The sequence below is a fragment of the Novosphingobium profundi genome, from assembly GCF_018491765.1.
Lineage (GTDB): Bacteria > Pseudomonadota > Alphaproteobacteria > Sphingomonadales > Sphingomonadaceae > Novosphingobium > Novosphingobium profundi.
In genome coordinates this window covers 1-25,254 of record NZ_JABWCU010000031.1, presented here as the reverse complement: position 1 = coordinate 25,254, position 25,254 = coordinate 1, and the positions used below count along the sequence as shown (strand labels likewise).

Genomic DNA, 25,254 nt, shown 5'->3' with positions numbered 1-25,254 from the left:
GCGCTTTGGGGTTGCGTCCGTGGCGCGGAGCGGGGAAACGGGCTTTCGATCATTCTACACGCTTGTTGATGGCCGGCCGTCCGGGCCGGTCTGGGGGAAATCCTTGCACCTAGTCCTGATTGCCATCCTGCCGTTCCTCGGTTGCCTCCTGCTCGCCGCCTGCGGGCGCCTCGGGCGCGACGGACAGACGCTGATCGCGCTCGTGCCGGTGCTCGCCGGGCTGGCGCTGCTGGCCAGCCTCGTTCCCGATGTCCTGAACGGGCTGATCCCCGCCGTTCGGATCGACTGGGTGCCCGCGCTCGACCTCGCGCTCTCGCTGCGGCTCGACGGCCTCGCGCTGCTGTTCACCGGCCTGATCCTGGGCATCGGCCTCCTGATCGTCGTCTACGCCCGCTTCTATCTGCCGGGCGACGAGGCGCTGGGGCGCTTCCTCTCGCTGCTGCTGCTGTTCCAGGGCGCGATGGTGGGCATCGCGCTTTCGGGCAACATCCTCCTGCTGCTGGTGTTCTGGGAGCTGACCAGCCTTTCCTCGTTCCTGCTCATCGGCTTTCGCAGCGACAAGGCCGAGGGCCGACAGGGTGCGCGCATGGCACTGGCGGTCACCGGCGGGGGGGGCCTTGCCCTGATCGCCGGGCTGCTGCTGCTCGGCCATATCGCGGGCAGCTACGAACTCGCCGACATCCTCGTTCGTGGCGAGGCGATCCGCGCGTCCTCGCTCTACCCGCTGGCGCTGGTGCTGATCCTGCTGGGCTGCTTCACCAAGTCGGCGCAGTTCCCCTTCCACTTCTGGCTGCCCCATGCGATGGCCGCGCCCACCCCGGTGAGCGCCTATCTCCACTCGGCGACAATGGTGAAGGCGGGCGTCTTTTTGATGGCGCGGCTCTGGCCGGTGCTGGCGGGCAGCGAGCTGTGGTTCGAGATCGTCGCGACGACGGGCCTTGTCACCATGTTGCTGGCGGCCGTGATCGGATTCTTCAAGCAGGACCTCAAGGGCATCCTCGCCTATTCGACCGTCAGCCACCTTGGCCTGATGACGATGCTGCTCGGCTTCGGCACTCCCGCCGCGGCGATGGCCGCGCTGTTCCACCTCGTCAACCACGCGCTGTTCAAGGCGGCGCTGTTCATGAACGCGGGGATCGTCGACCACGAGGCGGGCACGCGCGACATCCGCAAGCTCGGCGGCCTCGCCACGCTCATGCCGATTTCGGCGACGCTGGGCATCGTCGCCGCCGCCTCGATGGCAGGCCTGCCGCCCTTCGGTGGGTTCCTGAGCAAGGAGATGATGCTGGAAGAGGCCGCGCACACCGTGCTGGCCGGGCAGGACTGGCTGTTGCCGATGCTCGCCGTGCTCGCCGCCGCCTTTTCGGTCGCCTATTCGCTGCGCTACATCGTCCACCTCTACCTTGGCCCGGTGCGCGAGAGCTATCCCGCCAAACCGCACGATCCGCCGCTCGGCCTCTGGGCCCCCTCGGCGCTGCTGGTGGTGCTGACCGTACTCGTCGGCCTCTTCCCGAACGCGCTGACCCACGCCTTCATGGTGCCCGCGATCGACGCCGTGACCGGCGGGAGAGCCCCCGCCTTCCACCCCGCGCTGTGGCACGGACTGACCCCGGCGCTGGCGCTGAGCGCGATCGCGGTGGCCTCGGGCGCCTTCCTGCTCTGGCGCCACGCCGGGCTCCAGCGCGGCTGGGACGGCGCGCTCCTGCCCGACGGCAAGAGCCTGTTCGAGAGCGGCGTGGAGAAGCTCGTCGCCCTTGCACGTCTCGTTTCGCAGGCCATCCACAACGGCTCGCTGCAGCGCCAGCTCGCGGCGCTGTTCCTCGCCGCCGTGGCGCTCGGCGCCTGGGGCATGGCGCAAGGCGGCTACACCCCGGGCAGCCACCCCACCCTGCCCGCACCGGCGGTCGCGATCTTGGCCTGGCTGCTGCTGCTTGCCGCCATCGTCGCGGTGCTCGTCGCCCAACAGCAGCGCTTCCTGACGCTCGTCTTCATCTCGGTGATCGGCCTCGTCGTCAGCCTCGCCTTCGTCTACCTCTCCGCCCCCGACCTCGCGCTCACGCAGATCTCGGTCGAGACGGTGACGATCCTGCTCATGCTGCTCGCGCTCAATCTCCTGCCCAAGAAGCCCGCGCGGCTTTCCAGCATGCCGCTGCGCCTGCGCGACGCGGCTATCGGCCTCGCCGGCGGCGGGGCGACCGGTTTCGCGGCCTGGGCGGTGATGACGCGCGAGCCCAACGACCCGATCTCGCGCTACCACTGGGAGAACAGCCTGTCGGGCGGGGGTGGGCACAACGTCGTCAACGTGACGCTGGTCGACTTCCGCGGCTTCGACACCTTCGGCGAGATCACCGTGCTGGGCATCGCCGCGCTGACCATCTTCGCGCTGCTCCAGCCCGCCGCACGCGGCGCCGCCGGACAGCGCCTGCGCGCCTGGATCGTCGACCTGCCGCGCTCGCCCGAACGCCACCCGATGATGTTCGCGGTGGCCGCGCGCGTGCTGCTGCCGCTTGCTTCTATCGTCGCCATCTACATCTTCCTGCGCGGCCACAACGCGCCGGGCGGCGGCTTCATCGCCGGGCTGGTGGCCTCGATCGCGATGCTGGTGCAGTACATGGCCTCGGGCTTCGAATGGACCGATGCGCGCCGCCGCATCGACGAACACCTCCTGATCGGCCTCGGGGTTACCATCGCCGCGCTGACGGGGCTGGGCTCGCTGGTCTTCGGCGCCCCGCTCTTCACCAGCGCCTTCGGCCATTTCCACATCCCGCTGCTGGGCGACGTCGAACTGGCGAGCGCGATGGCCTTCGACGTGGGCGTGGGCATGACCGTGATCGGCGCGGTCATGCTCGCGCTCGCCGAACTGAGCCACATCGCGGTGCGCGCCAAGAAGGAGGACGGCGAACACGCCGACGCCGGGCCGATGGACATCGACCCCGCCAAGATCTGGGACGCGGCCCATCCCGCCCAGCCCGTCGGACGCGGGGGAGAGCACGCATGAGCATCGAATTCCTCATCGCCACCGCCATCGGCGCGCTGACCTGGGCGGGCATCTATCTCAGCCTGCGCGGGCGCACCTTCCCGGTCGTTCTTGGCATCGCGATGCTGTCCTACGCGATCAACCTGTTCCTCTTCGCGATCGGCCGCCTCAAGGTGGGCGCGCCGCCGATCTTCAGCGAGGACGCGGCCACGTACACCGACCCGTTGCCCCAGGCGCTGGTCCTGACCGCGATCGTCATCTCCTTCGGCATGACCGCGCTGATCGTCGTGCTCGCGCTGCGCAGCTTCCTCGAGACCGGCACCGACCAGGTCGACGGCGAGAGCGATCCCGCGATCGACCCGCTCGAGGGCGACCACGAGGAATGGATCGCGCGGCGCAACGCGCACAGCCTCGACATGATCGGGGAGACGCGAGCGTGAGCCTTTCCGTCTCGGCCAACCTCGCCGCCTCGCTGATTGCCGCGCCGATCATGGTGCCCTCGCTCGCGGGCACGCTCTCGCTGATCTTCCGTCGTCGCCGCCGGGCGCTCGCGGCGGGCATCTCGATCGTCTCGAGCCTGCTGCAGCTGGCGATCGCGGCGCTCCTGCTGGCGCGCGCGCTGCACAGCCCGCCCACGCCTTACGCGATGGGCAACTGGCCCGCGCCCTTCGGCATCGTCCTCGTGCTCGACCAGCTCGCGGCCTGGATGCTGCTGCTCACCGCCATCGTCGGTCTGGCCGTGGCGAGCCACGCCGCGCTCACCGGGCTTGACCGCAAGGGCTGGAATTTCCACCCGATCTTCCAGTTCCAGCTGCTCGGCCTCAACGGGGCCTTCCTCACCGGCGACCTGTTCAACCTGTTCGTCTTCTTCGAGGTCCTGCTGATCGCCTCCTATGGCCTGATCCTCCACGGGCAAGGCGCTCGGAGGCTGACCTCTGGGGTCCAGTACATCGTCGTCAACCTCACCGGCTCGACGCTGTTCCTGATCGCGCTGGGCATCCTCTACGGCGTCACCGGCACGCTCAACATGGCCGACATGGCGCAGCGCGGAGCCGCGCTCGTGCCCGGCGACCGCGGCCTGTTCGAAGCGGGCGGGCTGCTGCTGATCGCGGTCTTCGCGCTCAAGGCCGCGCTGCTCCCTCTCCACTTGTGGCTGCCGCGCGCCTATTCCTCGGCCGCGCCCGCCGTCGCCGCACTCTTCGCGATCATGACCAAGGTCGGCGCTTATTCGATCATCCGCACCGCGCCGCTGATCTTCGGCGACGAGGCGGGCGCGATCCTGCTGCCCGCGGCTTTGGGCACCATCGCGCTCGGCTTTCTCGGCATGCTCGCCGCGCGCGGCCTGCGCGACATGGCCGCCTTCGGCCTCATCGGTTCGACCGGCACGCTGCTTGTCGCCATCGCGCTGTTCGACGCAGACGGGCTTTCCGCCGCGCTCTACTACCTGCCGCACACCACGATCGCGGCCGCCATGCTGTTCCTCACCGTCGACCTTGTCGTGCGCTGGCGGGGGATGGAGGGCGATGCCATCGTGCCCACCCCGCGCTTCGCCGGAAGCGCGCTGCTCGCCTTCCTGTTCCTCACCGCCGGCGTCGCGCTGGCCGGCCTGCCCCCTCTGTCGGGGTTCCTTGGCAAGCTGCTGATCCTCGACGCCACGATCGCCACGCCGCTCGCGCCCTGGATCTGGGGCACGATCCTCGTCACCAGCCTGCTGGCGGTGGTCGCGCTCGCCCGCGCGGGATCGACCGTGTTCTGGAAGCACGACGCCAGCCCGCCCCGGCCCGAAGGGCGCGAGGCGCCCAACCTCGCCGAGGCGCTGCCCGCCCTGTTCCTGCTCGCCGCGCTGGTCGCGCTGACCGTGCTCGCCGGGCCCGCCACCCGCCTGACCCGGAGCACCGCCGCACAAGTGCTCGACACGCCGCTCACCCTGCACGCGGTGCTGGGCGAGCCCGCGCCGGGAGACGCCCGATGATCGCCCGCCTGCTCCCCCACCCCGGCCTCACCGCGATGCTGCTGGTGATGTGGATGATCGTGTTCAATTCGCTCAATCCCGGCGTCGCGCTGCTTGGCCTCGTCTTCGCGGTGCTGGTGCCGCTGTTCAGCGCCCCGTTCTGGCCCGAGCGCGCGCGCATCCGCTTTGGCTGGCCCCTCCTCGCCTATGTGCTCCTCGTCGTGTGGGACATCGTCGTCGCCAATTTCCAGGTGGCCCGGCTCATCCTGTTCAAGCGCACCCGCGATTTCCGGCCCGCCTGGCTCTCGATCCCGCTCGAGCTGCACTCGGCCGAAGCGATCACGGTGCTGGCGGGCACGATCAGCCTGACACCGGGCACGGTCTCGGTCGACATCTCGACCGACGCGCGCCACCTGCTCGTCCACGCGCTCCACACCGAAGACCCCGAAGCCGAGATCGCGCAGATCAAGACCCGCTACGAACGGCGCCTGCTGGAGATTTTCGCATGATCGAGATCGCCCTCACGATCGCGCTGGGCTGCGTAGCGCTGGCCCTGGTGCTCAACTTGTGGAGCCTTCTGAAAGGCCCCACCGCGCCCGACCGCATCCTCGCGCTCGACACCATGGTGATCAACGCGATCGCCCTCATCGTGCTCTTCGGCATCCACGCCGACACCAGCGTCTTCTTCGAGGCCGCGCTGCTCATGGCGATGGTCGGCTTCGTCAGCACGGTCGCCTACACCAAGTTCCTCCTGCGCGGGGACATCGTCGAATGAGCCCCGTAACGCTCCTCCCCACGCTTCTGGATGCGCTGACCGCCTTCCTCATCGTCTTGGGCGGCGCCTTCGCGCTGATCGGCAGCTGGGGCCTGGCCCGCCTGCCCGCGCTGATGACGCGCCTGCACGGCCCCACCAAGGCGAGCACGCTGGGGGTGGGCGGGATCATCCTCGCCTCGATGCTCTGGTTCGCCCACCACGGCGAGGGGGCTTCCAGCCACGAACTGCTGATCACCCTGTTCTTGTTCCTCAGCGCGCCGATCTCGGCGAACATGATCGCCAAGGCCTATATCCACCGCCGCTTCCGGCGCTGCAGTGCGCCCGAGGATGTCGAGACCGAACTTCCCGCCCCGCCGGGCGAGCGCACCGACTGGGCGACCTTCGGCGCACCCGAACCATCCGAAACCTCCGAGCGCTGCGAAACCTAGCTCGGGTTCTCCAGCCGCAAGTCCCCGCCGCCAAGCGCGGCGTAGAGGCTGACCGCGTTCTGCAGTTCGGCCGCTTCCAGCCGCAGAAGTTGCTGGCTTGCCGAGAACTCGTTGCGTTCGGCGTCGAGCACTTCGAGGTAGATCGAGATGCCGTTGGCGTACCGCAGGTTGGCGGTGCGCGCGAGACGGCTTTGCGCCGCGACCGTGCGCGTCTGCGCGGCGATCTGCTCGGCAAGGCGCTGGCGCGCGACGAGCGCGTCGGCCACGTCCCTGAAGGCCCCTTGCACACTGCGCTGGTAGGCCGCGATGAGCTCCTCTGCCTGCGCCTCGCTGAGGTCCACCCCCGCCCTGCGGCGGCCCCAGTCGAAGATCGGCAGGATGAAGCCGCCCGCCCCCACCGACCAGGCCCGGTTGTCGCCGTCGAACAAGTCGTCGAGCTGACCCGAGGCGAACCCGAAGGCGGCGGTCAGCGAGATGCGCGGGAAGAAGGCGGCCTTGGCCACGCCGATGTTGGCGTTCGCGGCACGCAAGGCATGTTCGGCGGCGCGGATGTCGGGGCGATTTTCGAGCAGGTCGCTCGGCAGGCCCGGCTCGATCGCGCGCAACTGGTGGAGGATGTCGTTGCCCTCGGGCAGCGGCGCTTCCAGCGGCCCGCCGACGAGCACCTCCATCAGGTTGCGTGACTGCTCGGTGGCGCGGCGGATGTCGGCGATCTCGGTCTCGGCCTGGGTCAGGAGCAGCATCGCCTGGTCGTGGTCGATCGTCGAGGTGACCCCCGAATCGAGCCGCAGCCGCGCGATCCGCACGCCTTCGCGGCGCGCCGCAAGCGAGCGTTCGGCCAGCTTGATGCGCTCCTCGCCCGCGCGGATGTCGAAGTAGGTCGCGGCGATCTGCGCGACGAGCGAAAGGCGGAAGGCCTCTGCCCCCTCGAGCGTGGCGAGATAGCGTTCGCGCTCGGCCTTCGCGAGATTGCGCACCCGCCCCCACAAGTCGAGTTCGAAGGCACTGACCCCGCCGTAGATCGAGAGTTCGGTATATTCGACGCCCTCGGCCGGGGGATCGCGCGTCTGGCCGGGGTCGAACTGGAGCGGGGGATCGCGGTTCTGCAACGCGGTGCCGCCGATCTCCAGCTGGGGCAGGCGCTGCGCGTCCTGGATGCGATAGCGCGCGCGCGCCTGGTCGATCCGCGCATAGGCCTGGGCAAGGTCGCGGTTGCGCGTGAGGCCCGAGGCGATCAGCGCCTGGAGCCGGGGATCGAGAAAGAAGTCGCGCCAGCCCAGCTCTCCGGCGCGCGCCGGACCGGTGCCCGGGCCGGGCGCCGCCCCCTCGTAAGTCGGGTAGGCCGGGGCGAGCGTGGTCACCGGCTGCTGGTAATCGGGCGCAAGGTTGCACCCGGCCAGCGAGACGAGGGGAAGAAGGAGCGCGCGCTTACGCATGGGGCACGCTCCCCTCATCGCCGTGGCCGGAAGAGGCTCGCCTGCGCCCTTCGAGCCAGGCCTCGTCCTCCCCGGCAAGGTCCACCCGCTTGCTGAGGTAGCGCCGCGCGAGGAGGTAGAAGACAGGGGTGAAGAACACCCCGAAGGCCGTCGCCGCGATCATGCCCCCCATCACGCCGGTGCCCACCGCCTGCCGGCTTGCCGCACCCGCCCCCGCGGCGATCACCAGCGGCACCATGCCCAGGATGAAGGCGAGGCTGGTCATCAGGATCGGGCGCAAGCGCTGGCGCGAACCCTCGATCGTCGCCGCCTCGGGATCGCTCCCCCGGTCCTCGTCCTCGAGCGCGAATTCGACGATGAGGATCGCGTTCTTGGCAGCGAGGCCGATGATCGTGATGAGGCCGATGTTGAAGTAGACGTCCGCCGAAAGGCCACGCCCCATCGTCAGCACCACCGCGCCCAAGACCCCGAAAGGCACCACCATCAGCACCGCCACCGGAATGCCCCAGCTGTTGTAGAGCGCGGACAGCAGCAGGAAGACGACGATCACCGAAAGCCCCAGCAGCGCGCCGATCTGCCCGCCTGCCTGCTTCTCCTCGTAGGCGGTGCCGGTCCATTCGTAGGCAAAGTTGCCGCCCAGGTGCTCGGCCGCCAGCTTCTCCATCTCGGCGAGCGCCGCGCCCGAAGACTTGCCCGGCGCCGCCGCCCCCGAGATCGTGAGCGAAGGGTAGCCGTTGAAGCGCTCGAGCTGGATCGGCCCCGACATCCAGGTCGCGGTGGCGAAGGCGCTGAAGGGCACCATCTGCCCCTTGTCGCCCCGCACCTGCATGGCAAGGATGTCGTCGGGCTTCATGCGCGCGCCCGCCTCGGCCTGGAGGTAGACCCGCAAGGTGCTGCCATCGCGCGAGAAGTCGTTGGCGTAGGCCGAGCCGAAATTGATCGAGAGCGCCTGGTTGACCGCGCTGATCGAGAGGCCCAGCGCGCGCGCCTTGACCCGGTCGATGTCGACGAAGAGCTGCGGCGCCTCGCCCTGCCCTTCGGCGCGCACTTGCGTCAGGAGCGGATCCTCGGCCGCCGCCGCAATGATCGCGTTGCGCGCGGCGGCAAGTCCCTCGCGGTCGCTGCCCCCACGATCCTCGATCTTCATCGAGAAGCCGTTGGCAAAGCCCAGCGCCTGGATCGCGGGCGGGTTGAGCGCGAAGACGATCGCGCCCGGCAAGCCCGAGGCGAACTTCTGGATCCGCGCGACAAGCGCCTGCGCCTTGTGGTCGGCGCCTTCGCGCTCCTCCCAGGGATGCAGGTCGACGAACATCAGCGCCGCGCTCTGGTTCTGGCCGTAGAAATTGTAGCCCAAGAGCGAGATCACGTTGCGCACCTCGCCCTGCTTGCGGATGAAGTCCTCGGCCTGCTGGACGACCGCGTCGGTGCGCGCCTGGGTCGCCCCGGCCGGGGCATCGACGTTGACCATGATGTAGCCCTGGTCCTCGTCGGGCAGGAACCCGCCGGGCAGGCGGGTGAACAGCAGTACGGCCAGCACCGCCATCACCAGGAACACCGCGAACCAGCGGAACGGGCGGCCCAACATGCGCGTGACGTTGCCGGTATAGCGGTCGGTCGCACGCCCGAAGCTCGCGTTGAACCAGGCAAAGAAGCGCGCGGGCCAGCCGAGCGGGCCGGAGCGCGGCTCGCCCTTATGGGCGTGGGCCTTGAGCAAGGTCGCGCAGAGCGCCGGGGTCAGCGTCAGCGCCAGCAGCGCGGAGAAGAAGATCGAGACCGCCAGCGTCACCGAGAACTGGCGGTAGATCCCGCCGGTCGATCCGGGAAAGAAGGCCATCGGCACGAAGACCGCGATCAGCACCAGGGTGATGCCCACGATCGCGCCGCGGATCTGCCCCATCGCCTTGATCGTGGCGAGGCGCGGGGGAAGCCCCTCCTCGCTCATGATCCGCTCGACGTTCTCGACCACGACAATCGCGTCGTCGACCAGGATACCGATCGCCACCACCATGGCAAAAAGCGACAGGGTGTTGAGCGAAAAGCCGAACATCTGGAGACCCAGACACGCGCCGAGCAGCGCGATCGGCACCACGATCGCCGGGATCAGCGTCGCGCGCCAGTCCTGCAGGAACAGGAACATGACGAGGAAGACCAGCACCATCGCCTCGACCAGCGTGTGGATCACCCCCTCGATCGAGGCGTTGATGAAGGGGGTGGTGTCGAACGCGGTTTCCCAGGTCATGCCGGGGGGAAAGTTCGTGGCGAGCTGGTCCATGCGCGTGCGCACCGCCTCGGCGGTCGCCACCGCGTTGGCGCCCGAGGACAGCATCACGCCGATGCCCACCACTTCCTTGCCGTTGAGCCGGCCCTTGAAGTTGTAGCTGTTCTTGCCCAGCTCCACGCGCGCCACGTCGGCGAGCCGCACCAGCGAGCCGTCCTCGTTCGACTTGACGATGATCTGGCTGAACTGCTCGACGCTGGACAGGCGGTTCTGCGTCACGATCTTGGCGTTGAGTTCGGTCCCGGGTGCCACCGGCTGTTCGCCCAGCCCCCCGCCCGCCGTCTGGCTGTTCTGCTCGCGCACCGCGGCCAGCACTTCGCCCGGCGTCAATGCATAGCCTGCCAGCTTGGTCGGATCGAGCCAGATGCGCATCGCATAGGCCGAGCCGAAGACGAGAATGTCGCCCACCCCCGGCACCCGGCGCAGCTCGTTCTCGATGTTGTTGACCGCGTAGTTGCCCATGTCGAGCGGGGTCATCGAACCATCGCGCGAGGACAGCGCCATGAGCATCAGGAAGCCCGCGTCGTTGTCGCCCACGCGGATGCCGAGCTGGCGCACTTCGGCCGGCAGGCGCGCCTCGACGCCCTTCAACTGGTCCTGCACGCGGCTGCGGGTGACGTCGAGGTCGGTACCCGATTCGAACGTCAGGCGGATGTTGCCCGAACCGTTCGAGCGGCTGGTCGAGCCCATGTAGAGAAAGCCCGAAAGCCCGGTCATCTCCTGCTCGATGATGGTGGTGACGCTCTTCTCCACCGTCTCGGCGTCGGCGCCGGTGTAGTTGTAGCGCAAGTTGAGCGAGGGCGGGGCGACCGAAGGGTACTGCTCGATCGGCAGGCGCACCAGCGCGAGCAGCCCGAAGAGGGTGATGAAGGCGGCGATGACCCAGCCGAAGACCGGCCGGTAGACGAAGAAGCGGTCCATGGCTCAGGCTCCCGTCTGCGGTTGGGCCTTCTGGGGAGCGGGCGCACCTTTCGCGCCCGCGCCGACCGCTTTCGCCTTCTGTCCCGGGCGCAGTTTCTGCCAGCCCTCGACGATGACCTTTTCCCCCGGCTGCAGGCCCGAACGCACGATCCAGTTGCCCGCATCGAGATTGCCCAGCGTGACCGGCCGGATGACGACGCTGCCGTCCTTCTGCAGCACCGAAACGCTCGCCTGTTCACCCTTGAGCTGGACCGCGCGGGCGGGGATCACTATGCCGGCAAGTACCTGCCCTGCCTCCATGCGCCCGGTGATGAACTGCCCTGGACGCAGCAGCCCCCCGGGATTCGGGAAGGTCGCGCGCACGGTCTGGCTGCCGGTATCGGGCTTGATCACCGTCCCCGCAAAGTCGAGGTGGCCGACCGGGCCGAACAGCGAGCCGTCCTCGAGCACCAGCTTGACCGCCACGCGCGAAATTGAATCGAGCGAGATCTCGCCCGCACGCACCCGCTTCTGGATGGTGAGGATCTGCGCGTTCGAGATCGGGAAGACCGCGTAGACCGGCGAAACCTGGTCGACCCGTGTCATCAGCGTGCCGCCCGCGCCGCTCACCAGCGCGCCTTCGGTCACTTGCGCGCTGCCCACCCGGCCCGCGATCGGCGCGCGCACGGTGGTGTAGCCCATCTGCAGTTTCGCGCGGTCGAGCGCGGCGCGCGACTGGGCGACCTGTGCCTCGGCCTGCTGCATTTCGGACTGCGCCGATTCGTATTCCTGCGCACTCACCGCGCGCTCCTTGATCAGCGGCTCGTAGCGCTTGACGATCGAGGCGAGGTTGGAACGCGCGGCCAGCGCGCGCTGCAGGTTGGCTTGCGCCGCCTGAACTTGCGCGCGGTTGTCGCTCGGGTCGATCTGGAACAGCGGCTGGCCTGCCGTGACCGCCGCTCCTTCCGCATAGAGCCGGCGCAGCACGATCCCGTCGGTCCGCGCGCGCACTTCCGCAGTGCGCATCGCCTCGATGCGTCCCGGCGCCTCGATGATGTTGGGAACGGGCTGCGTGCCGACGGTGATTGTCACCACGGGCGCGGGGGGCGGTGCCTTGGCCTCCTGCGGGGACCCACACCCCGCGACTGAGAGCGGCAGAACGACGGCACACAGCAAGAAGCTGCTGAGATATCGACAGAAAGGCAATGCGAATACCCCTCGAACGAATCCACCCCAAGAGGAGAATAGAAGAGGTTATTCAAATCAACAACATAGTTGTTTCAGTAATTATTATTAATTTTTCTTATTTTTACTTAATTCAATAAAGACAATTGCATAACTATTATGCAATTGATTGCAAGAACGACCTTTCCGAACATCTCCCGAACATATGCTCCGGCATCATGCGACCTGGTGAATCACCCATAGGTGCCCAGCTTCGACGGGCGCGCAGCAAAAAGCGCACAAGGTTCGGCCAAGACCCTGCCATTTCCCGCCGCCGTGCCCGAACGCCGCGGACTGCCCAGTGCGCGCGCTTGGTAGTTCCAACGCCCTTCGATTTCGACTGCCCACGCTTTGGCGTCCGAATGCCTCGAAAAGGTCTTGCTCTGCGCTGGAAATCCTTGCCGCCGTATCTGCACCGACCAGCGCTTCCCACGCTTGCTAAGCGTCGCCATTCACTTGCTCCGCGCGACAAAATTGCTTCACGGGCCGAATTTCAAGGTTGATCTAAGTGCTTTTTCGCCGCCACTTTCTAGAAGCAAATCCTTGTGAAACGAGGATTTGCAGTGGTGGCGCACCCGACAGGATTCGAACCTGTGGCCTCTGCCTTCGGAGGGCAGCGCTCTATCCAGCTGAGCTACGGGTGCAACAAAGCGCCGCCTAGCAGAGCATTTGCATCTGCGCCAGCGCCAATTCGACGCAAGCGCGCGCGAAAGTTGAAGCGTTCCGGACGCCTGGTTCCGGCTCCGCCGCCGCCCGGTTAGGAAATTGGCAAGCCGAGAGCGGCTAAACGGAACATATATGGATGCGACTCCGAACAAGCCGGGCACGTTTGCCCCTGCCAGCGCCGCACTGGGGCGGTCGGGGCGCGCCCAGTTCGGCAACGGGTCGGCCAGTGCTCTTTCGATGAAATGGTCCGCGCTGCACGACGCCGCGCAGGCCGTTGCGAGCATTGCCGGAACACCCTGCCCAGCGCTCAGCCAAGCGATCCGCGCCTTTCCCGCGCACGTGCGCGATGCCTCCGGTCCGCGCCGCGCGATGGCCGAACAGGGTATCGAGGATCTCTCCGCGATCATGGAATCGGGCCTCAGCGCGCTCCTCGCCGCGCTCGCTCGCGGCGCGCACCCGCAGGCCGCCGCGCTCGCCTTGTGGAACGAATTCGTGCGCACGCGCGACGGACTGCTGCACCTCGCTCTCAGCGCCGAAGGTACCACCCGCCGGATGGCTTGAACGTGGCCCGAGAATGAGGCCCGAGCGCAGCCCGGCAGACACGGTACGGCGCAGCAGCTTCCCAAGTTCCCATTTTGTTCTTATGCTTGCGGCATGTCCGATGCCGATTCGCCTTTTCTCGATCCCGCGCTCGCAGGCGCGCCCTCTCCCGTCTCGAGCGACGTCGTGCGCGGGGTCTCGCGCCTCTTCGCGCGCAACGCAATCTGGTGCCTGCCCGAAATGATGCTGCGCAACGGCCGGCGCGCCGATCTCATGGGAATCGACGCGCGCGGGCAGGTGATCCTGGTCGAGATCAAGGTCAGCCGCGCCGACCTCCTGGGCGATGGCAAGTGGACCGACTACCTTGAATTCTGCGACCGCTTCTACTGGGCCCTGCCCCCCACGCTCGACCGCGCCCCGCTCGAGACCGAGGCCTTCCTGCCCGAAACCTGCGGGGTGATCGTCGCTGACGGCTACGACGCCGAGATCCTGCGCCCCGCCCCCTTGCGCCAGATGGCCGCCGCGCGCCGCAAGGTCGAAGTCGAACGCCTTGCCCGCACCGCGCTCAGGCGCCTGGTCGTCGCGGCCGATCCGGAAACGCAGATGTGGGATCGCGAGAGTTGAGTTATTACCCGAAATACCTCGGCCGTCCGACTTAGAAAGAGACGTTGGGGCCGAATTTTCTTGTTATTACCTATTTTTCCGACCAGCCGAGACAACCCGACAATCAATGGACGCTATCACGCGCCGAAGTTAGACGTCTATTTTGCTGGAATCCTGAAGCGGATTTCCCAAGCGCTGCCATGCTTCCTCAAATTCAGGCTGTTCATAGGATTTTGGTTGAAGCCAGAATGACACCCTACCATCCCTCTCGCCTCGATGAGCATTTGCCTTCACCTCATCTAGCGTCATTACATAGCATTTCGGGCAAGCCGTATTTGCGTTGATTGTGATAACCCACCACAAAGTGCGCAGGCTATCGAGAGACTTGCCCAAGGGCACAGGAGCTCGCTTTGACAAGGCCTTTGATTGAATCGGCAATACGTGTGTCTCATCATCCATTGCAGCATAAAGGTCGGCGCCACGAGCGTTCCGCACTGTCGGCATGACGTGCCAGCCACGCCGGGACAGTTCTCTCGCTACATGGTATAGGCCCGCATTACCGGTGAGTTGATGTCGCATGCGAGATAGGTAGATTTACTTCGCAAATGCCGTCAACATCGACATTGAATGGGCATTGATTGTCTATCTCCGATGCTACTGCGATAAAATCTCGGAACCCATGAGGCTTACTACCCCTTGCCCCCGTATACCGTCGGGCTCGGCTTTGGCCGGATGCGTCGGGCCGCAACTGCCCCAGACGGTCTTGGGAGCTCGAGGGGCCCTGCCCCACGAAATCATCCTTTCCTTTCCTCATCCTTCAAAACACTGGAACCGACCTTCCCAGCCGCCTCCAGCCGCGCCCAGACCGCACGCTTGCCCACCTCGTCGAGCCCGGGCCAGGCGACGATCTCCTTGATCGTGCGCCCGCAACTGCGGCATTGGTGCCGTTCGGCATCGAGCGCGCAAATGTTCAGGCAGGGCGAGGGAACCGGGGTCATGGCGCGCAGGCCAGCACGTTACGATCACCGTGCCAAGCGCAATTATCTTGCGTTTTCCACAAATGCCTCTTATCTGCCCCTCCAGCAACCGGCGCGCGCAGTCTGATTCTGCGCCGCAGTCCGCGAGCGGCGTGAGGTCACGGGGCCGGCAGGAAGCCGGAAAATCCCGTAACCGGCCCGGACGAGCGGTTGCCCTTGAACCAAGCTTCCTTCTTCACGCAGGGTCGCCCGAACGACACCTTGCCGTGCGCGCGCTTGCTTCGACGTTTTCAGCGCGCAACTGCATGAAAATTTGAAAGTGACGTGAATGTCCTATTTTAACGACCTTGGCCTGGCCGAGCCCCTGCTGCGTGCGCTCGAGGCCAAGGGCTATACCGATCCCTCGCCGATCCAGCAGAAGTCGATCCCCGCACTGCTCGAGGGCCGCGACCTGCTTGGCATCGCGCAGACCGGCACCGGCAAGACGGCCGCCTTCTCGCTGCCCTCGCTGCACCGCCTCGCCGCCGAGCCCAAGCCGCGCCAGAACGCGGGCTGCCGCATGCTGGTGCTCTCGCCCACGCGCGAGCTTGCCGCGCAGATCGCCGACAACATGCGCGGCTACGCCAAGTTCCTGAACCTCACGATCCAGTGCGTGTTCGGCGGCGTGCCCGCGGGCAAGCAGGCCCGTGCGCTCGAGCGCGGCTGCGACGTGCTGGTGGCGACCCCCGGCCGTCTGCTCGACCTCATCGACAGCCGTGCGCTGACGCTCAAGCACGTCGAGATCTTCGTGCTCGACGAAGCCGACCAGATGATGGACCTGGGCTTCATCGTGCCGCTCAAGCGCGTTGCCGCTCTGCTCCCCAAGCAGCGCCAGAGCCTGTTCTTCTCCGCCACCATGCCCCAGGCGATTGCGGAGCTTGGCAAGCAGTTCATCAACAACCCGGTCAAGGTCGAAGTCGCCCCGCAGTCGACCACGGCCGAGCGCGTCGAACAGTACGCGACTTTCATCAACCAGGCCGAGAAGCAGGCGCTGCTCACCATCCGCCTGCGTGAAGGCCTGGCCCCCGACGCCGCCGAGAAGGCCGAGCACGGTGCGATCGACCGCGCGCTCGTGTTCACCCGCACCAAGCACGGCGCGGACCGCGTGGTACGCCACCTCGTCGCCGCCGGCATCCCGGCCGCCGCGATCCACGGCAACAAGAGCCAGGCCCAGCGCACCGCCGCGCTCGGCGGCTTCCGCCAGGGCACCGTGCGCGTCCTCGTCGCGACCGACATCGCCGCGCGCGGCATCGACGTCTCGGGCGTTTCGCACGTCTACAACTTCGAGATCCCGAACGTACCCGAGCAGTACGTCCACCGCATCGGGCGCACCGCGCGCGCGGGCGCCGACGGCGTGGCGGTGAGCTTCATCGCACCCGACGAAAAACCCTACATCCGCGACATCGAGCGCCTGACCCGCGTCAAGCTGACCGCGCTCGGCCTGCCCGAGGACTTCGTCGTCGAAGCACGCCGCCTGCCCGCCCCCAGCCGTCGCCCCGCCGAACCGGCACAGGGCCAGGGCCGTTCGGGTGGTGGCGGCCGCAGCAATGGCGGTTCGGGCCGTTCGGGCGGAGGTCGCTCGGGTGGTGGCCGTTCGGGCGGTGGCCAGCCGCGGCGTGACCGCGCCGCGGGCGAAGGCTCGGGCGAGCGTCGCCGCGAGGATGCCCCGCGCGGCGAACGCCGCGAAGCCCCGCGTGGAGAACGTGGCGGCGAACGCGCGGCCGAAGGCGGCGAAGGCCAGCGCAAGCGTCGCTTCCGCCCCCGTGGCGGCAGCAGCGTGGGCACGCACAAGGGCGCGGTTCGCCGCGCCAGCTGATCGGCGCCCTGCCTGAGCGGGGAGCTTCCGAAACGAACCAGGGAGCCGCGTGCATTCTTTTGCGCGCGGCTCCTTGCCGTTTGGGCCCTGCCGCGCCTAGACATGGGCCATGGGTCCGCTTTCCGCTCCCGGCCTCTGGGCCCTTCTCGCCTCCGCGTTGGCGATGACCGCGATCGTGGGCCTGCGGTATCTTGCGACCTCGGGGCTCTTCGCCCTTGTCACGCAGCGCGTGCGCCCCGGCCTCTACCGGGGCATGGGCGCGCAGATCCGGCGCGAGATCGGCTACTCGCTGCTGTCCGCCGCAATCTACGGGCTGCCCGCCGGGATCGTCGCCTGGGGCTGGCAGGCCAGGGGCTGGACGCGCATCTACACCGACGCCTCGGCTTACCCTGCGTGGTGGATGCCGCTTTCGCTGGTCCTGTTCCTCTTCGCGCACGACACCTGGTTCTACTGGACCCATCGCTGGATGCATGTCCCGCGCGTGTTCCGTCTTGCCCATGCGGTACACCACCAGAGCCGCCCGCCCACGGCCTGGGCGGCGATGAGCTTCCATCCGATCGAGGCGGTGACCGGCGCGGTGGTGATCCCCGCGCTCGTCTTCCTCGTTCCGATCCACGTCGCGATGCTCGGACTGGTCCTCACGATCATGACCGTGATGGGCATTACCAACCACATGGGATGGGAAATCTTCCCGCGCGCCCTCGTCCATTCGCGGCTCGGCCACTGGCTGATCACCGCCAGTCACCACCACCGGCACCACGAGCACTATCGATGCAATTACGGCCTCTACTTCCGGTTCTGGGATCACCTCTGCGGCACCGACAGGGGCCTCTCGGCGCCCTGATCGCGGCGCTTGCCGCCGCGCTCGCCTTCTCGCTCGCCGCGACCGGACAGGCCGCCACTCCGGCCGCGATTCCTGCCTCCGGCCAGGCCCACGTCATCGCGACGATCACCGACTTGCGCTCGCACAAGGGGCAAGTCCTCGCCTGCCTGACGCGCGACCCCAAGGCCTTTCCCGACTGCGCGAAGGACCCCGAAGGGCACCACCTGATCGTGCCGGCAAGCGGCCCCGTCACACTCGATTTCGGGGCGCTGCCGCCGGGCCGATACGCCGTCTCGCTGGTCCACGACGAAAATGCCAACGGCAAGCTCGACAAGGCGCTGCTCGTCCCGCGCGAAGGCTATGGCTTTTCGCGCGATGCACCCGTGCGCATGGGTCCGCCCCGCTTCGACGAGGCCGCCTTCAGGCTCGACAGCGAGACGCTGCGCATCGCGATCAAGATGCGCTACCTTCTCTAGCGCACGCGCATCGCGTGCGTGTGGACCCTTGCCGTGCAGGCCGACCCGGCCTAACGCCAAGCCAGTGAGAGAAACAAAAGACAGCGCCGACCCGTCCGCCGCGACGCAGGTTTCGCCCGGCACCCCCCGGGCGGGCGCCTTCTCTCCGTTCCGCTACCCCGTCTTCCGCGCGATCTGGATCGCCAACCTGTTTTCGAACCTGGGCGCGACGATGCAGGGCGTGGCCGCCGCCTGGCTGATGACCGAGCTGACGCCCTCGCACCAGCTCGTCGCGCTGGTCCAGGCCTCGGCCACCGTGCCGATCATGCTGTTCGGCGTGTTCGCGGGCGCGATCGCCGACAACTACGACCGGCGCGTGGTCATGCTCTGCGCGCAATCGGGCATGCTGGTGGTCTCGAGCATGCTGGCCGGGCTTACCTACGCCGGGCTGATCTCGCCGTTCCTTCTGCTCGCCTTCACGCTGACGGTGGGTATCGGCACCGCGCTCAACGCACCCGCCTGGCAGGCCTCGGTGCGCCAGGTGGTGCCCTCGGGGCAGATCCCCCAGGCGATCGCGCTCAACTCGATCTCGTTCAACATCGCGCGCTCGGTCGGGCCGGCGCTCGGCGGGCTGCTGATCTCCTTGTGGGACGTCTCGTTCGCCTTCGCGATCAACGCGGTAAGTTACGTCGGCCTCATCTGCGTGCTGCTGCGCTGGCACCCCGAGCATCGCCGCCCACAGCCGCGCCCGATCCTCCCTGCGGTCTGGGTCGGCATCACCTATTGCGCGACGACCCGCCCGATCCGCCGCATCCTCACCCGCAGCTTCGCGCTGGGCTTCAGCATCGCGGCCTATCAGGCGCTGTTGCCGACCGTGGTCAGCGACCAGATCGAGGGCAGCGAGATCGGTTACGGCACGCTGCTCGGCCTGTTCGGCATGGGCTCGATCCTCGCCGCGCCGTTCGGCTCGACGATCCGCCACAAGCTGGGCATGGAAGGCATCCTGACGCTGGGCGCAGGGCTGTTCGTCGTCTCGCTCTCGATCGTGGCGCAGGCGCACTCGATCGCCTTCGCGATGCCCGCCGCGTTCCTTTCGGGAATGGCTTGGGTGCTGATCATGACCACGGTCAACACCGCCGTGCAGCTGCGTTCGCCCGACGCGATCCTGGGCCGCTGCCTCTCGATCTACCAGGCCGTCACGTTCGGCGGCATGGCGATCGGCGCCTGGGTCTGGGGCGCGGTGGCCGACTGGCAGGGGTTGCCCTTCACCCTCCACGCCGGGGCCCTGGTGCTGCTGGTCTCCTTCATCGCCTTGCGCGTGCTCGCCCCCTTGCCCAAGCTGGGCGAAGGCGTCGTGCGCCAGACCTGACGCGCCAGACGATATTCAACGTTTCCCCCTGAGCGCGCTTAAACATTAATTTACCACGATGCGTCATGACAGGTGTCCAGTCGGAAACTTGGGGATTCCACATGGATACGATGCGCGGTCAGTTTTCCGGTTCCGACGCGACTTTTGAGGACCAGAACGAAGAGATGGACGCCACGCGCGAAAGCGACACCGCCGAAGTCGGACGCGACGAGCGTCGCATGCAGGTGCGTACCTACAATTTCTGGGCCAGCCTGCTGGGCGAGCGCGCCTTTCCCCACACCGACGACCTCCACCCCGAGGAACTCGACGACTTCGGCCCGCATTCGGTCCTGCTCGATTTCGCCGAAGGCATCGACAACCCGCTGGTGCGCTATGTTGGTTCCGCACTGGCCGAGGAATGCGACGTGCGCGGGGACGCCTTGCGCCGCCTCTCCGACGTGCCCAGCCGCTCGCTGCTCTCGCGCATCACCGACCATTACATGCAGATCCTGGCCAACCAGGCGCCGATCGGGTTCGAGGCCGAATTCGTCAACCAGCGCGGCGACACGACGCTCTACCGTGGCATTCTCCTGCCCTTCTCGCGCGACGATGCGGCGATCGATGCGATCTACGGCGTGATCAACTGGAAGACACTGGGCGAAGCGCAAGCCAGCGCGCGTCGCGAGGCCCCGGCCGCGCCGCACGTGCCCGCCATGCTGCGCGAAGCCGCACCGATGACCGAATGGGCCGATGGGCCGGCCGACGCCGATTTCAGCTTTCCCGGTGAATTTCTGCCCGCGCTCGAACTTCCCGTGGCGCAGTTCGGCCTCGAGAGCACCGCCGCGATGGCGATTCCTTCCGAACCGGACGCCGCCGCTGCGCCGGCAAGCGAAGCCCCGCGCGCACTGGCCGCCTGGCTCGACGCCGCGCGCGAGGAGGCCCGGCGTGCCGAAGGCTGCGAGACCCGTTCGCGCAAGGCCCTCTATGCCGCGATCGCGCACGCCTACGATTTCGCGCTCGCCGTTGGCGAAGACCCCGCCGGCTACGCCGCGCTGCTGGCCGAGGCCGGGCTTGTCGCGCAGGATCGCGCGCCGCTGATCCCGCTCGTCAAGCTCGTCTTCGGTGCGAACTACGACAAGACCCGCCTCACCGAAATCGCCACCGCCATCGCGCATGGCCGTCGCCGCGAAGTGGCCCGCGGCGCCTTTGCCGATGTGCTCGCGCAGACCCCGGGCGGGCTCAAGGCACTGGTCCAGGCCGAACGCGCCGAGCGCCGCGCGGCGGCTGGCGACACCCACGCCCTGCGCGCGCGCCACGAGGACTTGCTCGAGGCGCTGCGTCGCATGCCGCCCCGGCCGCTTGAGCAAGCCGGCGAAAGCGGGGAGTTCACCGTCCTTGTCGCGCGCCGCACGCCCGATGGTCAGCTCGTGCTGCTGGGCGAAGTGGGCGACGACGCGCGCCTGCTCGATCGCGCCGCCCGCCACCTGCTCGAGGATTGAGCGACCGGGCCTTGCCGCCCGAAGTCGACCGCGTGCTTGGCAGGGTGCGACGCGCTCGCTAGGCTGGGCCCACGCGCCCATGGGAGGGGCCCGCTCCGGGCCATTCCGCCCCCGGGCTTCAGCACCGGTTCAGGCCCGAGAGGTCCTACAAGCAACATGCCCCTCCTGCGTTTCACCGCACTCGCACTTTCGTTCCTGGCGCTGTTCGGGTGGTCCGCCACCCCGGCGGCGGCGCAATCGATCCTGCGCGACGCCGAGACCGAATCGCTGCTTCACGACATGGCCGCGCCGCTGATCGAGGCCGCCGGGCTCCAGCCCGCGAACGTCGACATCGTGCTCGTCAACGACATGAACGTGAACGCCTTCGTGGCGGGCGGGCAGGCGGTCTACGTCAACGCGGGGCTTATCAACGAGGCCGACACCGCCGCCGAAGTGCAGGGCGTGATCGCCCACGAACTGGGCCACGTCACCGGCGGCCACGCGGTACTCCAGCCGGGCGCCAAGATGGCCGGGCACATCTCGATCCTCTCGTTGCTGCTGGGCGCGGCGGCGGCCGTGGCGGGCAGCGCCGAAGCGGGCATGGGGGTGATGATGGCGGGCCAGCAGGCGGCCATGGGCAACTACCTCGCCTATACCCGCTCGCAGGAAGCCTCGGCCGACGCGGCGGGCGCGGACTACCTCTCCAAGGCCGGGATCAGCGGGCGCGGCTCGGTGGAATTCTTCAAGAAGCTGCAGAACCTGGAACTGCGCCACGGCTACATGCCGCAGGACGGCGACGAGTTTTATTCCACCCACCCGCTCACCGGCGATCGCATCCAGACCCTCCAGGACACCTACCAGAAGGACCCGGCCTGGGCGAAGCCCGACGACCCCGCACTGCAGAAGCGCTTCGTGCGGATGAAGGCCAAGCTCTTCGGCTATCTTGCCGAACCGCGCCTGGTGTTCCAGAAGTTTCCCCCCAGCGACACCTCGATCCCCGCCCATTACGCCAGGGCCTACGCCTATCACCGCGAGTCCGAGTTCGACAAGGCGAAGGCCGAAGTCGCCGCCCTCATCGCCGAGGATCCGCACGATCCCTATTTCCTCGAGATGCAGGGCCAGATCCTGCTCGAGAGCGGACGCCCGCGCGATGCGCTCGCCCCCTTGCGCGAGGCGACGCAGGAAACCGGCAACCAGCCACTCATCGCCACGCTCTTCGGCCACGCGCTGATCGCGACCGAGGACCCCGCCTTCCACGACGAGGCGCGCGAGGTGCTCAAGGCGGCGGTCGTGCGCGACCGCGACAACCCTTTCGCCTGGTACCAGCTGGGCATGATCTACGCGCAGGACAACGACATGCCCCGCGCCTACCTTGCCAGCGCCGAACAACAGGTGCTCTCGGGCCGCATGTCCGAAGCGCTGCGCAGCGCCCAGGCCGCCGAGGCGGGTCTGCCCCAGTACTCGGCCGACTGGCTGCGCGCACAGGATATCGAGATGCAGGCGCGCGCCGAACTGGAACAAGGTTCCAAGCGTCGCTAAGGCAGGCGGGAACCGCGCCGCGCATGGCGCGCTAGGCACTTGGCACGGACAGGATTCGAACGAAGCATGGGAACGGGTAGCAAGCTGGCAGCAACTCTCGCAGGGCTCGCGATCCTGGGCGCGGGGGGATGGTACGGCGGCAGGATCGCCGTCGAGCACGTCGTGCGCGACTACATCCTCGAACACCCCGAAATCCTGCCGATGGCAATGGAGAACCTGCAAAAGCGCCAGTCCCGCGAACAGCTCGCCGACGTGCGTGAGAGCGTCGAGACCCCCTTCCCCGGCGCCGTCCTCGGCAACCCGCGGGGCAAGACCACGCTCGTCGAATTCAGCGACTTCGCCTGCGGCTATTGCCGCCAGAGCCTGCCCGACTTGAAGGAACTGCTCGCGCGCAACCCGGACTTGCGCATCGTCGTGCGCGAGCTGCCGATCATCAGCCCGGCCAGCCCGGCGGCGGCGCGCATGGCGCTCGCGGCGGCCGAGCAGGGCAAGTATCCGGCCTTCCACGATGCGATGTACGCGGCCGGGCAGGTCGACGAGCCGACCATCGAGGCGGTGGCGAAACAAGTCGGCCTCGACATGGAGCGCGCGCGCCGCGTCGCGGCCAGCCCCACCGTCGAGGAGGAACTCCAGCGCAATCTCAAGCTCGCCGGGCGGCTCGGCTTCTCGGGCACGCCGAGCTGGGTGGCGGGCGACAACCTGATCGCGGGCGCGGTGGGCATGGACCAGCTTTCGCGCGCGCTCGAGGACGCCACGGCCAGCCAGTCGCAGAAGCAGGACGGTTGATCCCCTTGGCTCGCCCCTTCCATTTCGGCCACGCGGCGAATTAGGCTAGACCCATGGCCATGAGCGTCCTGCCGATCCAGCCGATTCCGTTCTTCGCGAACAAGGACAAGGCCTTCTGGCGCCTCCAGACCGCCGGCTGGGCCGGCGCGATGCTGCTGCGCACGATGTCGATGATCGCCAACAACCAGCCGCTGACCTCGCTGGTGCTGGTGCTGATCCAGACCATCACCGGCTTCTCGATCTCGCTGGTGCTCTCGGTGATCTACCGGGGGCTGATCACCCGGCGCCCGATCATCACCTGGGGCCTTACCGCGGTGATCCTGGCCGCCGCCGTCTCGCTCCACGCCTTCATCGATGCCTGGGTCTGGTCCTTGTGGCGCACCGACAGCGAGGCCAGCTTCACCCAGCTGTTCCTGGGCGTGCTCTACATCGACGCGACACTGCTGGGCGCCTGGTCGGCGCTCTACTACGCGATCAACTTCTACCTCCAGGTGGAAGAGCAGAACGACCAGCTGATCCGGCTCGAGAGCCAGGCGACGAGCGCGCAGCTCGCCATGCTGCGCTACCAGCTCAACCCGCACTTCCTGTTCAATACGCTGAACTCGATCTCGACCCTGGTGCTGCTGAAGCAGACCGAGCCGGCCAATGCGATGCTGAGCCGCCTCTCCTCGTTCCTGCGCTACACGCTGGTCAACAAGCCTTCGGCGCGCGTCACCGTGGCGCAGGAAGTCGAGACGCTGATGCTCTACCTCGACATCGAGCGCATGCGCTTCGAGGAACGCCTGCGCACCACCTTCACCATCGACGAGGCGACGCAGAAGTGCCTGCTGCCCTCGCTGCTGCTCCAGCCGCTGGTCGAGAACGCCATCAAATATGCCGTGAGCCAGCAGGAATCGGGGGCCGAGATCACCATCGCCACGCAACTCATCGGGTCCACGCTTCGCATTACCGTCTCGGATACCGGGCCGGGCTTGCAAAGCCCCACGACCGACAACAGGTTGTCGGGCATGACCTATGATGGAGGGGAGCCGGTTTCGACCGGTGTGGGCCTTTCTAACATTCGGGACAGGCTGTCGCAGGCCTATGGCGCGCATCACCGGTTCGAGACGGTCGAACCGGTCGAGGGGGGCTTTGCCGTCCTCATCGAGATTCCCGCCGAGCGCCGCGACGAGGCCGAAGAAGAGACGCCGGGCGGACCGCGCGTTGCCGCGATGGCGCAACGCTAAGGTTCATCCGGCCGGGAACATAGGGGGACGGCGCGCATTGTGCCTCTTTCCGGAGTAGTAAAGACATGACCATTCGCACGATCCTTGTCGACGACGAGAAGCTGGCCATTCAAGGCCTGCAACTGCGCCTCGAGAAATACCCCGACGTCGAGATCATCGACACGTGCTCGAACGGCCGCGAGGCCATCCGCAAGATCAAGACCGAAAAGCCCGACCTCGTCTTCCTCGACATCCAGATGCCCGGCTTCGACGGCTTCTCGGTCGTCAAGGGCGTGATGGAGATCGAGCCGCCGCTGATCGTCTTCGTCACCGCCTACCAGGAGCACGCCGTGCGCGCCTTCGAGGCCAACGCGGTCAACTACCTGATGAAGCCGGTCGACGAGAGCAAGCTCGACGACACCCTCGCGCGCGTGCGCCAGCGCCTGGCCGACAAGCGCTCGGCGGAGGAGGCCGAGAAGCTCAAGACGGTTCTCGCCGAAGTGGCGCCCGATGCGGTCGATGCGATCCCCGAGGACACCGACCCCAACGCCGACCGCTACGAAAAACTCATCAACATCAAGGATCGCGGCCAGATCTTCCGCATCGACGTCGATTCGATCGAGCACATCGAGGCGGCGGGCGACTACATGTGCATCCGCACCGCCGACAATTCGCTGATCCTGCGCGAGACGATGAAGGACCTCGAACGCCGGCTCGACCCGCGCGTGTTCCAGCGCGTCCATCGCTCGACCATCGTCAACTTGAACCAGGTCCGCCAGGTCAAGCCGCACACCAACGGCGAATGCTTCCTGGTGCTCGATTCGGGTGCACAGGTAAAAGTCTCGCGCAGCTACCGCGACGTGATCGCGCGCTTCGTCCACTAAGCACGCACTCGCCGCCTCGGCGCCGCGCATCACGTTGATCGCGTTGCCGTAGAATTCCCCGGCCAGGCGCGCGGTGGTCTTGTCCGTGGCGAAAGTGATGCGACCGACGCCCGGCACCAGCACGAC

The 25,254-nt window shown here is 67.5% G+C and carries 21 protein-coding genes and 1 tRNA gene; 17 read left to right on the top strand and 5 right to left on the bottom strand.

Going from position 1 to position 25,254, the window contains the following annotated elements; translation table 11 throughout:
* The first annotated feature begins 103 nt into the window (after window positions 1–103).
* From HT136_RS23975 to HT136_RS23950, 6 genes are read left to right on the top strand one after another with little or no spacing between them, the layout of a single operon-like run.
* Entirely contained in the window at window positions 104–2,998 is a 2,895-nt protein-coding gene (locus tag HT136_RS23975; RefSeq protein WP_214202368.1) for a monovalent cation/H+ antiporter subunit A, read from the top strand.
* Complete coding sequence (locus tag HT136_RS23970; RefSeq protein ID WP_214202367.1) at window positions 2,995–3,417, top strand: Na+/H+ antiporter subunit C; 423 nt, start codon at window positions 2,995–2,997, stop codon at window positions 3,415–3,417. Before HT136_RS23975 ends, HT136_RS23970 begins: the two co-directional genes overlap by 4 nt.
* Window positions 3,414–4,949 carry a monovalent cation/H+ antiporter subunit D gene (locus HT136_RS23965; protein ID WP_343222306.1) on the top strand — a complete coding sequence of 512 codons (1,536 nt, stop codon included), beginning with the start codon at window positions 3,414–3,416 and terminating at the stop codon, window positions 4,947–4,949. Before HT136_RS23970 ends, HT136_RS23965 begins: the two co-directional genes overlap by 4 nt.
* Window positions 4,946–5,437: a Na+/H+ antiporter subunit E gene (locus HT136_RS23960; RefSeq protein WP_214202365.1), complete on the top strand. Its 492-nt coding sequence runs from the start codon at window positions 4,946–4,948 to the stop codon at window positions 5,435–5,437. The genes HT136_RS23965 and HT136_RS23960 overlap by 4 nt, the downstream gene beginning before the upstream one ends.
* Window positions 5,434–5,703, top strand: a complete 270-nt coding sequence (locus HT136_RS23955; protein ID WP_214202364.1) for a K+/H+ antiporter subunit F — start codon at window positions 5,434–5,436, stop codon at window positions 5,701–5,703. The genes HT136_RS23960 and HT136_RS23955 overlap by 4 nt, the downstream gene beginning before the upstream one ends.
* Window positions 5,700–6,131: a Na+/H+ antiporter subunit G gene (locus HT136_RS23950; protein ID WP_214202363.1), complete on the top strand. Its 432-nt coding sequence runs from the start codon at window positions 5,700–5,702 to the stop codon at window positions 6,129–6,131. The genes HT136_RS23955 and HT136_RS23950 overlap by 4 nt, the downstream gene beginning before the upstream one ends.
* Here HT136_RS23950 and HT136_RS23945 read toward each other — a convergent pair.
* The 4 genes from HT136_RS23945 to HT136_RS23930 form a co-directional block, all read right to left on the bottom strand.
* The gene (locus tag HT136_RS23945) at window positions 6,128–7,567 is read right to left on the bottom strand and encodes an efflux transporter outer membrane subunit (protein WP_214202362.1); all 1,440 of its coding nucleotides are present in this window, start codon (window positions 7,565–7,567) and stop codon (window positions 6,128–6,130) included. The two genes, HT136_RS23950 and HT136_RS23945, sit on opposite strands and share 4 nt — an antisense overlap.
* Window positions 7,560–10,766 carry a multidrug efflux RND transporter permease subunit gene (locus HT136_RS23940; protein WP_214202361.1) on the bottom strand — a complete coding sequence of 1,069 codons (3,207 nt, stop codon included), beginning with the start codon at window positions 10,764–10,766 and terminating at the stop codon, window positions 7,560–7,562. Before HT136_RS23940 ends, HT136_RS23945 begins: the two co-directional genes overlap by 8 nt.
* 3 nt (window positions 10,767–10,769) lie before the next feature.
* Window positions 10,770–11,837: an efflux RND transporter periplasmic adaptor subunit gene (locus HT136_RS23935; protein WP_214202360.1), complete on the bottom strand. Its 1,068-nt coding sequence runs from the start codon at window positions 11,835–11,837 to the stop codon at window positions 10,770–10,772.
* Window positions 11,838–12,536: 699 nt separating this feature from the next.
* Window positions 12,537–12,613 (bottom strand) — tRNA-Arg (locus tag HT136_RS23930).
* A gap of 154 nt (window positions 12,614–12,767) precedes the next feature.
* Here HT136_RS23930 and HT136_RS23925 point away from each other — a divergent pair.
* Both HT136_RS23925 and HT136_RS23920 read left to right on the top strand, forming a co-directional pair.
* Window positions 12,768–13,196 carry a hypothetical protein gene (locus HT136_RS23925; RefSeq protein ID WP_246544320.1) on the top strand — a complete coding sequence of 143 codons (429 nt, stop codon included), beginning with the start codon at window positions 12,768–12,770 and terminating at the stop codon, window positions 13,194–13,196.
* 93 nt (window positions 13,197–13,289) lie between these two features.
* Window positions 13,290–13,799, top strand: a complete 510-nt coding sequence (locus tag HT136_RS23920) for an MmcB family DNA repair protein (protein WP_214202359.1) — start codon at window positions 13,290–13,292, stop codon at window positions 13,797–13,799.
* Window positions 13,800–14,572: 773 nt separating this feature from the next.
* On the opposite strand, the gene HT136_RS23915 is transcribed toward HT136_RS23920, so the two are convergent.
* Window positions 14,573–14,776, bottom strand: a complete 204-nt coding sequence (locus HT136_RS23915; RefSeq protein WP_214202358.1) for a DUF1289 domain-containing protein — start codon at window positions 14,774–14,776, stop codon at window positions 14,573–14,575.
* A gap of 307 nt (window positions 14,777–15,083) precedes the next feature.
* Between HT136_RS23915 and HT136_RS23910 the strand changes: the two genes are divergently transcribed.
* The 9 genes from HT136_RS23910 to HT136_RS23870 all read left to right on the top strand — a co-directional run bounded on the left by HT136_RS23910 (window position 15,084) and on the right by HT136_RS23870 (window position 25,128).
* Window positions 15,084–16,610, top strand: coding sequence for a DEAD/DEAH box helicase (locus HT136_RS23910; protein ID WP_214202357.1), 1,527 nt, complete (start codon window positions 15,084–15,086; stop codon window positions 16,608–16,610).
* Window positions 16,611–16,719: 109 nt separating this feature from the next.
* Complete coding sequence (locus HT136_RS23905; RefSeq protein ID WP_246544317.1) at window positions 16,720–17,454, top strand: sterol desaturase family protein; 735 nt, start codon at window positions 16,720–16,722, stop codon at window positions 17,452–17,454.
* On the top strand, window positions 17,382–17,909 hold the full coding sequence (locus HT136_RS23900; RefSeq protein WP_214202356.1) for a DUF2141 domain-containing protein: 528 nt from the start codon (window positions 17,382–17,384) through the stop codon (window positions 17,907–17,909). Before HT136_RS23905 ends, HT136_RS23900 begins: the two co-directional genes overlap by 73 nt.
* A 64-nt stretch (window positions 17,910–17,973) precedes the next feature.
* The gene (locus tag HT136_RS23895; protein ID WP_343222305.1) at window positions 17,974–19,257 is read left to right on the top strand and encodes an MFS transporter; all 1,284 of its coding nucleotides are present in this window, start codon (window positions 17,974–17,976) and stop codon (window positions 19,255–19,257) included.
* Window positions 19,258–19,358: 101 nt separating this feature from the next.
* Window positions 19,359–20,735: a PAS domain-containing protein gene (locus HT136_RS23890; RefSeq protein ID WP_214202354.1), complete on the top strand. Its 1,377-nt coding sequence runs from the start codon at window positions 19,359–19,361 to the stop codon at window positions 20,733–20,735.
* A 156-nt stretch (window positions 20,736–20,891) separates the two neighbouring features.
* Entirely contained in the window at window positions 20,892–22,253 is a 1,362-nt protein-coding gene (locus tag HT136_RS23885) for a M48 family metalloprotease (RefSeq protein WP_214202353.1), read from the top strand.
* A 66-nt stretch (window positions 22,254–22,319) separates the two neighbouring features.
* Window positions 22,320–23,039 (top strand): DsbA family protein, encoded by a 720-nt coding sequence (locus tag HT136_RS23880; RefSeq protein WP_214202352.1) that lies wholly within the window; start codon window positions 22,320–22,322, stop codon window positions 23,037–23,039.
* Between the two features lie 59 nt (window positions 23,040–23,098).
* Entirely contained in the window at window positions 23,099–24,265 is a 1,167-nt protein-coding gene (locus tag HT136_RS23875; protein WP_214202375.1) for a sensor histidine kinase, read from the top strand.
* A 65-nt stretch (window positions 24,266–24,330) separates the two neighbouring features.
* Entirely contained in the window at window positions 24,331–25,128 is a 798-nt protein-coding gene (locus tag HT136_RS23870; RefSeq protein ID WP_214202351.1) for a LytR/AlgR family response regulator transcription factor, read from the top strand.
* The last annotated feature ends 126 nt before the right edge of the window (window positions 25,129–25,254 follow it).